General features: G+C 63.9%; 13 protein-coding genes. 3 read left to right on the top strand and 10 right to left on the bottom strand.

What is annotated here, in order from left to right:
* Positions 1 to 171 precede the first annotated feature (171 nt).
* A complete protein-coding gene (locus tag B3M58_RS18560) occupies positions 172 to 618 on the top strand; it encodes a hypothetical protein (protein WP_296221352.1) in 447 nt (148 codons plus the stop codon).
* A gap of 26 nt (positions 619 to 644) precedes the next feature.
* Positions 645 to 1,424, top strand: a complete 780-nt coding sequence (locus B3M58_RS18555; RefSeq protein ID WP_296221350.1) for a YdcF family protein — start codon at positions 645 to 647, stop codon at positions 1,422 to 1,424.
* 91 nt (positions 1,425 to 1,515) lie between these two features.
* Here the strand turns inward: B3M58_RS18555 and lnt are convergent, their stop codons facing one another.
* The 5 genes from lnt to miaB all read right to left on the bottom strand — a co-directional run bounded on the left by lnt (position 1,516) and on the right by miaB (position 7,133).
* Complete coding sequence (lnt, locus tag B3M58_RS18550; RefSeq protein ID WP_296221348.1) at positions 1,516 to 3,036, bottom strand: apolipoprotein N-acyltransferase; 1,521 nt, start codon at positions 3,034 to 3,036, stop codon at positions 1,516 to 1,518.
* 161 nt (positions 3,037 to 3,197) lie between these two features.
* Positions 3,198 to 4,037, bottom strand: coding sequence for an HlyC/CorC family transporter (locus tag B3M58_RS18545; protein ID WP_296221347.1), 840 nt, complete (start codon positions 4,035 to 4,037; stop codon positions 3,198 to 3,200).
* A 193-nt stretch (positions 4,038 to 4,230) separates the two neighbouring features.
* A complete protein-coding gene (ybeY, locus tag B3M58_RS18540) occupies positions 4,231 to 4,704 on the bottom strand; it encodes an rRNA maturation RNase YbeY (protein WP_296221345.1) in 474 nt (157 codons plus the stop codon).
* Positions 4,697 to 5,701: a PhoH family protein gene (locus tag B3M58_RS18535; protein WP_296221343.1), complete on the bottom strand. Its 1,005-nt coding sequence runs from the start codon at positions 5,699 to 5,701 to the stop codon at positions 4,697 to 4,699. Before B3M58_RS18535 ends, ybeY begins: the two co-directional genes overlap by 8 nt.
* An 88-nt stretch (positions 5,702 to 5,789) precedes the next feature.
* Positions 5,790 to 7,133 carry a tRNA (N6-isopentenyl adenosine(37)-C2)-methylthiotransferase MiaB gene (gene miaB / locus B3M58_RS18530; protein ID WP_296221341.1) on the bottom strand — a complete coding sequence of 448 codons (1,344 nt, stop codon included), beginning with the start codon at positions 7,131 to 7,133 and terminating at the stop codon, positions 5,790 to 5,792.
* Between the two features lie 132 nt (positions 7,134 to 7,265).
* Between miaB and B3M58_RS18525 the strand changes: the two genes are divergently transcribed.
* The gene (locus B3M58_RS18525) at positions 7,266 to 7,589 is read left to right on the top strand and encodes a DUF1820 family protein (protein WP_296221340.1); all 324 of its coding nucleotides are present in this window, start codon (positions 7,266 to 7,268) and stop codon (positions 7,587 to 7,589) included.
* An 80-nt stretch (positions 7,590 to 7,669) separates the two neighbouring features.
* Here B3M58_RS18525 and B3M58_RS18520 read toward each other — a convergent pair whose 3' ends face one another.
* From B3M58_RS18520 to B3M58_RS18500, 5 genes are all read right to left on the bottom strand, one after another.
* Positions 7,670 to 8,221 (bottom strand): tetratricopeptide repeat protein, encoded by a 552-nt coding sequence (locus B3M58_RS18520; protein WP_296221339.1) that lies wholly within the window; start codon positions 8,219 to 8,221, stop codon positions 7,670 to 7,672.
* A gap of 90 nt (positions 8,222 to 8,311) precedes the next feature.
* On the bottom strand, positions 8,312 to 8,959 hold the full coding sequence (locus B3M58_RS18515) for a DUF6962 family protein (RefSeq protein ID WP_296221694.1): 648 nt from the start codon (positions 8,957 to 8,959) through the stop codon (positions 8,312 to 8,314).
* A gap of 125 nt (positions 8,960 to 9,084) precedes the next feature.
* Positions 9,085 to 10,374 (bottom strand): glutamate-1-semialdehyde 2,1-aminomutase, encoded by a 1,290-nt coding sequence (hemL, locus tag B3M58_RS18510; RefSeq protein ID WP_296221337.1) that lies wholly within the window; start codon positions 10,372 to 10,374, stop codon positions 9,085 to 9,087.
* A 53-nt stretch (positions 10,375 to 10,427) separates the two neighbouring features.
* Positions 10,428 to 11,054, bottom strand: coding sequence for a thiamine phosphate synthase (gene thiE, locus B3M58_RS18505; protein ID WP_296221336.1), 627 nt, complete (start codon positions 11,052 to 11,054; stop codon positions 10,428 to 10,430).
* A gap of 36 nt (positions 11,055 to 11,090) precedes the next feature.
* A complete protein-coding gene (locus tag B3M58_RS18500; RefSeq protein ID WP_296221335.1) occupies positions 11,091 to 11,885 on the bottom strand; it encodes a hydroxymethylpyrimidine/phosphomethylpyrimidine kinase in 795 nt (264 codons plus the stop codon).
* Positions 11,886 to 12,194: the final 309 nt, after the last annotated feature.

The following is a 12,194-nucleotide window of genomic DNA, read 5'->3' as shown; positions in this document are numbered from 1 at the left end:
AAACGCCGTAGCATACATGACCCCCCTTGACTGAGGGAAACCCTGATTACAGCGGCGGCCATACGCCGCGCCGGGTGAAGTCGCCGTTTGTCGCGGCGGCCTGCTGGTTGGGGGGCTGCCGCTAAGCTTGCTGTATGGGCTGCACGAACGAGCCCGGCGCGAGGTGGGTGGATGGTCCAAGTGCGACGAGCGGAGGCGAGCGGCGGTTTGTACGAACGGCTGTTGCAACGCCTTGCCCTGGCACTGGATGAAGCCGATAGCGTGAGTCGTTTATCCGCCGAGCCCACGCGCGAACTGGAGTTGCGCGACCTGACTTCGGCTGAATTGGAATTGATTCGGGCCTACCTGGACCGCGATGTGGACTGGCTACGCGGCTGGCACGCGGCGGCCGAGGAGTTGGCCGTGATCGAGCACTGGCCGGCCCGCACGGTGAAGCCTGGGCGGGTAGGACATAAGCCCGATGGCCGCGCGCTCGGCAAGACCAAGCCGCTGCTCAAGCGGCGCATGCAGTTGTGCTGTGCGCTGTGCGGCGTGGCCGCCGAGTGGCAAACCGGCCATGGCGTGCAGGCGTGTACCTGCTGCGGCTCGCAGCTGTTCCGGGCGAATAATCCCCGTTAGGCTTCGCGCACCCGTGGAGGTGCCCGATGCCGATTCGCTACATCCTCAAACAACTGTTGCTGCCACCTGGTGTGTTGCTGCTGTTATTGCTTGTCGCCTGGTGGCTGCGTAAGCGTTTTCCACGGTTGGCTGCCAGTTGTTTTGTGCTCGGTCTCGGTGGTTTATGGCTGATGAGCCTGCCGGTCACGGTGCAGTGGTCGGCGCGCTTGCTGGAGCGCGAGCCGGCGCTGAGCGAGGCGCAATGGGCCGGTCTGGCGCAGCGGGTGGATGCCATCGTGGTGCTCGGCGCTGGCCGTGAGCAGGCCGATTCGACCTGGGGCGGCGACCAGCCGAGCTCGCTGGCTCTGGAACGGTTGCGTTATGCCGCGCGGCTGGCCAAGGCTTCCGGTTTGCCCCTGCTGGTCAGTGGCGGTCTGCATTATGGCCAACCGCCCAGCGAGGCCGCCCTGATGGCGCAGGTGTTGCTGCGCGATTACGGCGTGACGGTGCGCTGGCAGGAAGGGTTGAGCAGAACCACCTGGGAGAATGCGACGCACAGCGCCGCGTTGCTGCGTAATGACGAGGTAGCGCGCGTGCTGCTGGTGACGCAGGCGTGGCATATGCCACGGGCGCGCTGGTGTTTTGAACAGGTTGGCTTCCAGGTGTTGCCTGCGCCGCTGGGTTTTCTCGGCGTGGCCAACGCTCGCCCCGCCGGCGGCTGGCTGCCGGAAGGCAAGGCGCTCTGGCAGAGCGGTCAGCTGTTGCATGAGGCGCTCGGTTTGCTCGCCTATCCGCTGTTTTATGGGCGTACGGCAAACCGCGACTAAGCCGCTGAGCGGTATGCGCGATACCTCTGTGGGAGGGCGTTTGGCCGCGAAAGCGGTTCGCGGCCAAAGCCCCTCCGCGTAAGCGAGAGGGTTAGAGCGTCTTGGCCATGCGGCTGGCGAGCAGCGCCCAGCCGAACAACAGGGCGCAGAGGATGATCAGCGGCCAGGCGCGCCATTGCAGGTAAGGCGTCAGTTGCTGCATCGGCTGGACTTCGCCATACAGCACGCCGCGCTCGAACTGGGGCAGTTGCGCGGTGATCCGCCCGAACGGATCGATCAGCACAGTCATGCCGTTGTTGGTCGCGCGGATCATCCAGCGGCCGGCTTCGAGGGCGCGCATCTGTGCCATCTGCAAGTGTTGCAGGGGGCCGATCGAGCTGCCGAACCAGGCATCGTTGCTCACCGTCAGCAGCAGGTCGCTTTGCGCGGCCAGTTGGGCGGCGAACTCCGGGTAGACCACTTCGTAGCAGATGAACGTGGCGATCCTGTAGCCCTTGGCTTCCAGCAGCGGTTGTTCGGCCGCGCCGCGGGCAAAATCCGACATCGGCAAGTTGAAGAAGGCGATCAGTCCGCGCAGTACCTCCTGCAACGGCACGTACTCGCCGAAAGGCACCAGTTTCTGTTTCAGGTAATCGCCGCTGCCCTGGCCGACCACGCTCACCGCGTTGTAGTAACGCGGCTCGCCGCGCTCATTGGCCTGGCGGATCGGCACCCCGGTGATCAGCGCGGCCTGGCGTTCGCTGGCGAAGCGGTCCATCACGTTGAGGTAGCCGATGGCCTGCTCTTTCAGCACAGGAACCGCGGTTTCCGGCCAGACGATCAGATCGGTCGGTGTGGCGCTGAAACTCATGTCGCGGTACAGCGCCAGTTGCGCATTGAGCTGCGCCGGGTCCCATTTGAGGTTTTGTGGCACATTGCCTTGCATGGCCGCGACCTTCAGCGGTTGCCCGGCCGGGGTGGTCCAGGCATGGCCGCTAAGGACGATGCCGGCGATCCAAGGTGCGATCAGCAAGACCAGGCCGGCGGCGAGGAAGGCCTTGCGTGCGCGCAATTGCGCCAGGTTGACCAGCAGTGCGGCGCTCAGTGCCAGCACAAAAGACAACAGCCAGACGCCGCCAACCGGCGCGAGCCCGGCCAGCGGGCCGTCGAGCTGGCTGTAGCCTGCATAGAGCCAGGGAAAGCCGGTGAGAAACCAGCTGCGAAAGGCTTCCTGGGCCAGCCACAGGGCGGCGAACGCCAGTGCATCGGCCAATGGCGCTTCGCTGCGCCTGATCCAGCGTACCCATACCCACGCGGCGAGAGCGAACAGCAGCCCCAGACCGGCAACGAACGCCAGGGTCAGGAAGGCCGCCAGCGGTGGCGAGGCGGCGCCATAGTCGTGGATGCTGACGTACACCCAACTGGTGCCGGCGGCGAACAAGCCGAAGCCATAGCTCCAGCCGCGCCCAGCCGCCTGGTGTGGGCTGAGATCGCGCAGACCAAGGTAAAACAGGGCGATGGAGAGAATGGCCAGCGGCCACAGGTCGAAGGGGGCAAGCGCCAGTGTGGTGACGGCGCCGGCTGCCAGGGCGAGTAAGTTGCCCGGCCAGCCGGGGCGAGTTATCCAGTGCATCGCGTGCAGGTCCTTGGATTGGAGTGGCGCAAGAGTAGAGCGAAGCACGGGTGGGGTGAAGGCTTGTCCGATGCGTAGGGTGGGTTAGGCGCCGGGCTGCGTCTGTCGATTCAGACCATGATCCGCTGCGCTTTAACCCCCCCCTACGACTAACCCATCCGTCAGCGCGTCAGCGGTGTCAGGCGCAACAGGTGGATGCGCCGGCTGTCGGCATTCAACACGCGGAAGCGAAACTCGCCGATCTCGGTCACTTCGTTGCGCTTGGGCAGATGGCCGAAGGCGCTCATCACCAGGCCGCCGACGGTGTCGAACTCGTCATCGGAAAATTCGGTGTCGAAGGCTTCGTTGAAGCTGTCGATCGGCGTCAGCGCCTTGACCAGGAAGTCGCCGCTGGGCAGCGGTTTGACGTAGCTGTCTTCCTCGACGTCGTGTTCGTCCTCGATGTCGCCAACGATCTGTTCGAGCACATCCTCGATGGTCACCAGGCCCGCCACGCCGCCGTATTCGTCGATCACCACGGCCATATGGTTGTGGTTGGCGCGGAATTCGCGCAGCAGCACGTTGAGGCGCTTGGATTCGGGTACGAAAGTCGCTGGGCGCAGCAGGTCCTTGATATTGAAGTTGGGTTGTTCGCCCGAGAGGATCAGCGGCAGCAGGTCCTTGGCCAGGAGGATACCAACCACATCGTCGAGGCTTTCGCCAACCACGGGATAGCGCGAGTGCGCGGCTTCGATGATCGAGGGCAGAAACTCCTTGGGCGTCTGGTTGGCCTTGATACTCATCATCTGCGAGCGCGGCACCATAATGTCGCGAACCTGCAGGTCGGCGACCTGAATGGCGCCTTCGACGATGGCCAGTGCTTCAGTGTCGAGCAGCTTGTTCTGATGCGCTTCGCGCAGCACTTCCAGCAATTCCTTGCGGTTTTTCGGCTCATGAGCAAAAGCCTGGGTCAGTCTGTTAAACCAGGACTTCTGCTCGTTGCTCGATCGGTCTTCGCTCATGGTGGTTACTCAGGAACCTTTTGTATTTTCTGTGGGTTGTAGAAGGTGCTTACAAACGTAGCGAGCGATGGTCAGGCAAGGCGCACTCGGTCGAAAAGCGCAGTGTACGAGTTGTACATGAGCATTTGAGACGCCGAGTCCCGGACTGGGTGCAGCGCAGCATGGTCGAGCGCAGTAGTTTGTAGGTGCCCTCTTATTCGTGGTCGGCGTAAGGGTCGGAGTGACCCAGCTCAGCCAGCAATTCTCGTTCCAGCGCTTCCATCTCTTCGGCTTCCTCATCCTCGATGTGGTCGTAGCCGAGTAGGTGCAGGCAGCCGTGGATCACCAGGTGCGCCCAATGCGCTTCGCTGGTTTTAGCTTGTTCCAGCGCTTCGCGCTCAACCACCGGCACGCAGATCACCAGATCGCCGAGCAGTGGGATATCCAGCAGCGGAATACCGCCCAGCTCGTCCGGCACATCGGCAGGGAAGGATAGTACGTTGGTGGCGTAATCCTTATGACGCCAGGTGTGATTCAGCTCGCGGCCTTCGGCCTCATCGACCAGGCGGATGGTCAGCTCGGAATCGGCCGTGCGCTGGCGCAGGGCCAGCGCGCACCAGGCACGCAACTGCACCTCGCTCGGCAGGGTGGTCGCGTCAGTGGCGATTTGCAGGTCCAACTCAAGCATTGTGGTCGTCCTGCTGGTCATCCAGTTTGCCGTGCATGCGGTTGTCGTAGCGCTCGTAGGCTTCGACGATGCGCTGCACCAGCGGATGGCGCACCACGTCCTTGGGCTTGAAGTGGGTAAAGCTGATGCCCGGCACATCGCGCAGTACGTCGATCACGTGGGTCAGGCCGCTCTTGGTGCCGCGTGGCAGGTCGACCTGGGTAATGTCGCCAGTGATCACCGCGGTGGAGCCGAAGCCGATACGGGTGAGGAACATCTTCATCTGTTCCAGGGTGGTGTTCTGGGCCTCGTCGAGGATGATGAAGCTGTTGTTCAGCGTGCGGCCGCGCATATAGGCCAGCGGCGCGACCTCGATCACCTGTTTCTCGATCAGCTTGGCCACCTGCTCGAAACCGAGCATCTCGTACAGCGCGTCGTACAGCGGGCGCAGGTAGGGGTCGATCTTCTGCGACAGGTCGCCGGGCAGGAAGCCGAGCTTCTCGCCGGCTTCGACCGCCGGGCGCACCAGCAGGATGCGGCGGATTTGCTCGCGCTCCAGGGCGTCCACGGCGCAGGCCACGGCCAGGTAGGTCTTGCCGGTGCCGGCCGGGCCGACGCCGAAGTTGATGTCGTGATCGAGAATGGCTTTGACGTAGCGCTGCTGATTGGCCCCGCGCGGGCGAATCATGCCCTTGCGGGTGCGCAGGGCAACGCTGGCCTCGACGGTCGGGTTGCTCAGCTCTTCGATACCGGATTCCTGCAGGAACAGGTGCACCAGGTCGGGTGACAGTTCAGTGCTTTGGGTTTCACGGTAGAGGCGGCGCAGCAACTGCTCGGCGGCGTTGGTCTGGCCGGCGGTGCCGACCAGCTCGAACTGGTTGCCGCGGTTGCGGATTTCGATGGCCAGGCGCTGTTCGATCAGGCGCAGATGCTCGTCGAATTGTCCGCACAGGTTAGCGAAGCGGCGAGCCTCAAAGGGCTCAAGGATAAAACGAAGCGGTTCTATGGGTGCGTTCAAGGTCGTGTGATGGCCGCCAGTCGGCTGGGGTAGTGAAACGAAGAATAGCGCTAGCGGCCGCGAGGGGGAAGCTCGGGCCGCTGCGGCTTTAGTTGCAGGTGGTTTCGCTCAGCAGCGTGCCGCGCAGTGAGTTGGGCATGGCCTGGTCGATATGCACGTCGACAAACTGGCCGATCAGGCGCGGGTTGTCGCTGCGGAAGTTGACCACCCGGTTGCTCTCGGTACGGCCCTGGAGCATGCCGGGGTCCTTCTTCGAGTAATCGTTGACCAGGATGCGCTGTACGGTGCCCGCCATGCGTCGGCTGTTTTCGAAGCCCTGCTGGGTGATGCGGTGTTGCAGCAGCGCCAGGCGTTGCTTTTTCAGCTCCAGCGGGGTGTCGTCGGGCAGGTCGGCCGCCGGCGTGCCGGGGCGTGCGCTGTAGACGAAGGAGTAGCAGAAGTCGAAACCGACATCTTCGACCAGCTTCATGGTCTGCTCGAAGTCCTTCTCGGTCTCGCCGGGGAAGCCGACGATAAAGTCCGAACTGATCAGGATGTCCGGCACCGCGGCGCGCAGCTTGCGAATGCGCGACTTGTATTCCAGCGCGGTGTGGTTGCGTTTCATCGCCGCGAGGATGCGGTCGGAGCCCGATTGCACCGGCAGGTGCAGGTATTTCACCAGTTCGGGGATCTCGGCGTGGGCCTGGATCAGCGCATCGGAGAACTCCAGCGGGTGGCTGGTGGTGTAGCGAATGCGGTCGATGCCGTCGAGGGCGGCCACGGCGTAGAGCAGTTCGGCGAAATCGGCGATCTGCCCGTCACGGGTTGCGCCGCGGTAACCGTTGACGTTCTGGCCGAGCAGGGTGACTTCGCGTACGCCGTTCTCGGCCAGGTGCAGCACCTCGGCGAGTACATCGTCGAGCGGTCGGCTGACTTCCTCGCCACGGGTGTAGGGCACCACGCAGAAGGTGCAGTACTTGCTGCAACCTTCCATCACCGAGACATAGGCGCTGGGGCCGTCGACGCGCGGTTCGGGCAGGCGGTCGAATTTCTCGATTTCCGGGAAACTTATATCCACCTGGGCGATCTTGGTGCTGCGCGCGGCCTCGATCATTTCCGGCAGACGGTGCAAGGTCTGCGGGCCGAAGACCACGTCGACGTAGGGCGCGCGGTCGCGGATGGCCGCACCTTCCTGGCTGGCCACGCAGCCGCCGACGCCGATCACCAGGTCCGGGTTGCTGAGTTTCAGCTCACGCCAGCGGCCCAGCTGGGAAAACACCTTGTCCTGGGCGCGCTCGCGGATCGAGCAGGTATTAAGGAGGATGACGTCGGCGTCTTCCGGGCGTTCGGTGACTTCCAGTGCTTGATGTTCGCCCAGCAGGTCGACCATGCGCGAGCTGTCGTACTCGTTCATCTGGCAGCCATGGGTTTCGATATAAAGCTTCTTGGTCATGCGCATTCGTCGGGTGATTCGAAGAACCGCGCATTATAGTGGCCTGGTGGCTGGCTTCCTAGCGTTGCCTGTCTGGTGGCTGTGCTATGATTCGCGCCCTCTCCATTTCCCGATCAGTCTAAACTGCCATCCATGAGCAAGCGCGAGCCTATCTATAAGGTGATTTTCCTCAACCAGGGCCAGGTGTACGAGATGTACGCCAAGCAGATCTATCAAAGCGATCTGTGGGGGTTTCTGGAGGTGGAGGAATTCGTCTTCGGCGAGCGTACCCAGGTGGTGGTCGACCCCAGCGAAGAAAAGCTCAAAGCCCAGTTCGACGGCGTGGTACGCAGTTTCGTGCCGATGCACGCAATCATTCGTATCGACGAAGTGGAGCGTCTCGGTACGCCGAAGATCAGCGAGGCCAAGGGTAGCGGCAATATCATGCCGTTCCCCATGCCGATGCCGGATAAATAAAGCGGTCTTAGGATGTCGGGTGGGTTGAGCTTGCGATACCCATCATCAGGCCGCATGGGTATCGCTTTGCTCAACCCACCTTACGGCAGCGGCGCGAAAGGCGAGGTGAGGGTGTCGGCGCTTTGCAGTTCCAGCAGGTAGTTGCGGAAAATCTGCCCAAGCACTTGGCTGGCGATTTCCAGTTCGTCGCGCGGCATTTGTGCGGAGACCTGGTCGGCGCTGTCCATTGCCTCGTCCGAACCATTCACCGCTGCCATTTTCAGCACGATGTAGGCCTGCACGTTGTTCGCCTGAACGCCTTCGCCACGATAGAACATCATGCCCAGACGGTATTGCGCCTGCGCGTGGCCTTGCAGCGAGGCGCGCTCGAACCAGTTCAGCGCTTGTGGCAGGTCACGCGGGGTGCGCTTGCCGTCGTAATAGAACTCGCCCAATTCGTATTCGGCCTGCTGGTCACCATTCTGCGCGGCCTGTTGGCAGGCAGTGAGTGCCGCGGACAAGTCTTCAGGGGCGGTGTTCAGCGAGCAACTGCCGGTCGCAGGGATCAGCAACGAGTTACCGCCCGCGAATGCGAGCAGCGGAAGAAGAAGCAACAGGCAGCCCAGAGAGAGGGTGCGGCCGGTGCAGTTCATGAAAATCCGTGTACCTCAGGTGCTGTGCGGGTGGCATTCCGGCCGCCGAAACGCGGCGGTCGTCACATTATGAAATAAGCAGAGGCGTTCTTACAAAGTCTTTACCGGCTTTTCTGTCGCAGCGTTATTCCCGGGCAGTGCCAGCAGGAGCCAGGCCAGCAGTGGATATGCCGGTGTCAGCAGTGCGTGGAACAGATCGACCCGGCGCAGCGAGCCAATAAAACCCGTGCTGCCCACTGCCACTCCGGCCAACAGAAACAGGCCCGCCACGCCGACGGCGGCCAGTGCCGGTGCGCGGCGCGGCCATTGCAAGGCGCCGGCATAGAGGATCAGCAGCAGGGTCGCCAGGTTGAGCAGCAGGCGGTAGTCGTCGAGCAGGTTCATCTGGCGGAACAGCTCGAAGAAGGCGCAGAGCCCGAGCACCACCCGGCCCCAGTTCGGTCGACTCCAGGCCCAGCCACGGCCCAGGGTGAGTGCCGCCACGCCGAGCAGCGGCAGGGCGAGGAAGGTGCTGGCCTGGCTCAGCCACAGATGCGCGGCTTGCCAGCTCGGGTCGAGGCCGTAGCGTATGGCGCCGACCGTAGCTGCCGCGGCGGGCATCAGGAAGCCGAGTAAGGCGCAGAACAATGCCGGTTGATCGGCTTCGCCATAGTGCTTGCGCGCTCTGCCAATGGCGATCGTGCAGGCCAGGCAGGCCAGTGCCAGTACGCCATCGGATAGTGCGGTGCTGTACTGCATCATTCCAACTCTCTTTCGTTCATAGAGCTTTGCCGGCTGCGCTACGCCGCTCCTCGCCGTACTGCTTGTACTGTCTCGTCGCGGCGTGCTGGCCTTCGCGGTCTATTTGCGCATATAGAGCTGGATTAAGCTTTTTTCAGGGCCGCGAAGGCGCGTTCGGCGGCGTCCAGGGTCAGCTGCAGCTCGGTCTCGCCGTGGGCGATGGAGGTGAAGCCGGCCTCGAAGGCGCTCGGTGCCAGGTACACGCCGCCGTCGAGCATCAGGTGGAAGAACTTCTTGAAACGCTCGGCATCGCTGGCCATCACGTCGTCGAAGGTGACGATGTCGTCGGCACCGCTGAAGTACAGGCCGAACATGCCGCCGGCCTGGGTGGTGACGAACGGGATGCCGGCAGCATCGGCGCGCTGCTGTAGGCCAGCGAGCAGGCGGCTGGTGTAGTCGGTCAGCTCGGCGTGGAAGCCCGGACGGCTGATCAGCTTGAGGGTGGTCAGACCGGCGGCCATGGCTAGCGGGTTACCGGACAGGGTGCCGGCCTGGTAGACCGGGCCCAGCGGGGCGATGCAGCCCATGATCGCGCGCTTGCCGCCGAAGCAGCCGACCGGCATGCCGCCGCCGACGATCTTGCCGAAGGTCGACAGGTCCGGGGTCACGCCGTAGTGCGCCTGGGCGCCGCCGAGGGCGACGCGGAAACCGGTCATCACTTCGTCGAAGATCAGCACCACGCCGTGCTTGTCGCACTGCGCGCGCAGGCCTTCGAGGAAGCCTGGCGCTGGCGGTACGCAGTTCATATTGCCGGCGACCGGTTCGACGATGATGCAGGCCACGGTCTGGCCAACTTCGGCGAGCATCTGCTCGACCGCTTTGAGGTCGTTGAACGGCAGGGTCAGGGTGTGCTTGGCAAAGTCCGCCGGCACGCCGGCCGAGCTTGGCACGCCCTGGGTCAGCAGGCCGGAGCCGGCTTTCACCAGCAGGCTGTCGGAGTGGCCGTGGTAGCAGCCTTCGAACTTGATGATCGCGTCGCGGCCGGTGTAGCCACGGGCCAGGCGGATGGCGCTCATGGTCGCCTCGGTGCCGGAGCTGACCATTCGCACCATTTCCATGGACGGCACGATGCTGCACACGAGGTCAGCCATCTCGGTTTCCATGGCGGTCGGCGCGCCGTAGGACAGGCCGTGCTGCAGCTGATTGCGCACCGCGTCGAGCACGTCCGGGTGGCCGTGGCCGAGGATCATCGGGCCCCAGGAGCCGACGTAATCCACATAGCGCTTGTCGTCTTCATCGGTGACGTAGGCACCTTCGGCGTGCTTGAAAAACAGCGGCGTGCCGCCGACGCTTTTGAACGCGCGTACCGGCGAGTTGACGCCGCCTGGGATGTGTTTCTGCGCGTTGGCGAAGAGGATTTCAGAACGGGACATGGCAGGGCCTCTCAAACTGGGAGTCGGGGCGAGCCGGGTCGCCCGCTAAAGATTTAATCAGGGATAAACAGGTCGCTAAAGGCGCGGGCGCGGCGCTCGACTTCGGCGGCGGAGTCGGCGGCGAACAGGGCGTGAACCACCGCGACCATGCTCGCGCCGCGTTCGATCAGCGCGGGCGCGTTATCCAGGGTCACGCCACCGATGGCGACGATCGGCAGGTTGATCCGGGCTTTCGCCTGATCCAGCAGCTCGACCGTGGCGGCGGGTGCGCCGGGTTTGGTGTTGGAGTTGAAGAAGCGGCCGAAGGCGACGTAGCTGGCGCCTTCCTTGGCCGCGGCATCGGCCAGTTCCAGCTGGGCGTGGCAGGTGCCGCCGATGATCGCCTGGCGCCCGAGCAGGGCGCGGGCGGCGGACAGCGAGCCGTCGGTCTGGCCCAGGTGCAGGCCCACGCCGAGGCGCGCGGCCAGTTCGGCGTCGTCATTGATGATCAGGGCCGCGCCGTAGCGATTGCACAGCTCGCGCAGGGCTTCGGCCTCGCGCAGGCGGCGCGCGTTATCGCTGGACTTGTCGCGGTATTGCAGCAACGTCGCGCCGCCCTTCAGTGCGGCCTCGACGTAGGGCAGCAGTCTGCCTTTGAGCAATTCGCTGTCGGTGATGGCATACAGGCCACGCAGTTTCATGGGGTACTCCAGCAGGTGCTCATCAACTGCTCTCTATCAAAAGGCATCCAGCGGCAGGCGGCGCGGAATGTACTGGCCGTGGCCGGGTTGCTCGGCGTCACGCAGGGTGCGCCAGGTGTAGTCGAGGGCGAATTGCACGGCGCTGACCAGCTCCTGGCCCAGGGCCAGGCGACCGGCCAGGGTGCTGGCCAGGGTGCAGCCGGAACCGTGGTAGCCGCCGGGCAGGCGCTGGCAGGTAAAGGTGTGGCGGCTGCCGTCGCGTGAGTACAGGCGGTTGTGCACTTCGTGCTCGTCGCCATGGCCGCCGGTGATCAGCAGGTGCTGGATATACGGCAGCAGCTTCGCGGCGCACTCATCGGCGCTGCCGTCGGGCAGTTCGGCGAGGATGCGTGCCTCCGGTAGGTTCGGCGTGGCGATGGTCGAGACGGCGAACAGGCGCTCGCGCATGGCGTAACCGACCTCGTCCTTGCCCAGTGCGCCGCCGCCGCCAGCGCGCAGCACCGGGTCGCAGACCAGTGGGATGCCCGGCAGGCGCTGCATGATCTGCAGCACGGTTTCGACCATCTCGACCGAGCCGAGCATGCCCAGCTTGACCGCTTCGACCGGCAGGTCGTTGATCACCGCATTGGCCTGGGCCAGCACCCACTCGCGGTCGAGCACGCGGAAGTCGGAGACATTCACCGTGTCCTGCACGGTCAGCGCGGTGACGGTGGGAGCGGCGTGACAGCCCTGGGCGAGCAGGGCTTCGATATCGGCTTGCAGGCCGGCACCACCACTGGGGTCATGACCGGACAGGCACAGCACTACGGGGCGGGAAGTAGGCGTTTTCATGGTGCGCGAGCTTACCATTAATCCATGGTTTTGCGCCGGGTCGAGCATGTTGCGCGCGGTTTTTCGGGGCCGCCTGCCAGATTGTTTCCTGACGCTGTAGGCAGCTTTACGATGCGCCCCGATGGGTCTGCATAGCCCACGCCTAAGTATCATTCCAGAGCCTTTTGCCGCTTTTTCGATGTTTGCGCTGGGCGGCTTTTTCCATCTATGGGCTGTGCTAGAGTGAGCGGCATTCGAATAACCAGGCCATGCGAGGCGGCGTCATTCAGGGGAGGTGGGGCTCCCCGGCGCCGTCCGACATGGCCTTTG

Source organism: Pseudomonas sp. UBA2684 (genome assembly GCA_002354655.1).
Taxonomy (GTDB): domain Bacteria; phylum Pseudomonadota; class Gammaproteobacteria; order Pseudomonadales; family Pseudomonadaceae; genus Aquipseudomonas.
The sequence above is the reverse complement of the archived record's forward strand: the minus strand, read 5'-3'. Positions and strand labels throughout refer to the sequence as shown.

Coding starts and splice junctions, on each gene's coding strand:
- hemL (WP_296221337.1), bottom strand. CDS start 10,374: ATGTCCCGTTCTGAAATCCTCTTCGCCAACGCGCAGAAACACATCCCA.
- B3M58_RS18520 (WP_296221339.1), bottom strand. CDS start 8,221: ATGAACTGCACCGGCCGCACCCTCTCTCTGGGCTGCCTGTTGCTTCTT.
- lnt (WP_296221348.1), bottom strand. CDS start 3,036: ATGCACTGGATAACTCGCCCCGGCTGGCCGGGCAACTTACTCGCCCTG.
- B3M58_RS18555 (WP_296221350.1), top strand. CDS start 645: ATGCCGATTCGCTACATCCTCAAACAACTGTTGCTGCCACCTGGTGTG.
- B3M58_RS18525 (WP_296221340.1), top strand. CDS start 7,266: ATGAGCAAGCGCGAGCCTATCTATAAGGTGATTTTCCTCAACCAGGGC.
- ybeY (WP_296221345.1), bottom strand. CDS start 4,704: ATGCTTGAGTTGGACCTGCAAATCGCCACTGACGCGACCACCCTGCCG.
- miaB (WP_296221341.1), bottom strand. CDS start 7,133: ATGACCAAGAAGCTTTATATCGAAACCCATGGCTGCCAGATGAACGAG.
- B3M58_RS18560 (WP_296221352.1), top strand. CDS start 172: ATGGTCCAAGTGCGACGAGCGGAGGCGAGCGGCGGTTTGTACGAACGG.
- B3M58_RS18515 (WP_296221694.1), bottom strand. CDS start 8,959: ATGCAGTACAGCACCGCACTATCCGATGGCGTACTGGCACTGGCCTGC.
- B3M58_RS18545 (WP_296221347.1), bottom strand. CDS start 4,037: ATGAGCGAAGACCGATCGAGCAACGAGCAGAAGTCCTGGTTTAACAGA.
- B3M58_RS18500 (WP_296221335.1), bottom strand. CDS start 11,885: ATGAAAACGCCTACTTCCCGCCCCGTAGTGCTGTGCCTGTCCGGTCAT.
- thiE (WP_296221336.1), bottom strand. CDS start 11,054: ATGAAACTGCGTGGCCTGTATGCCATCACCGACAGCGAATTGCTCAAA.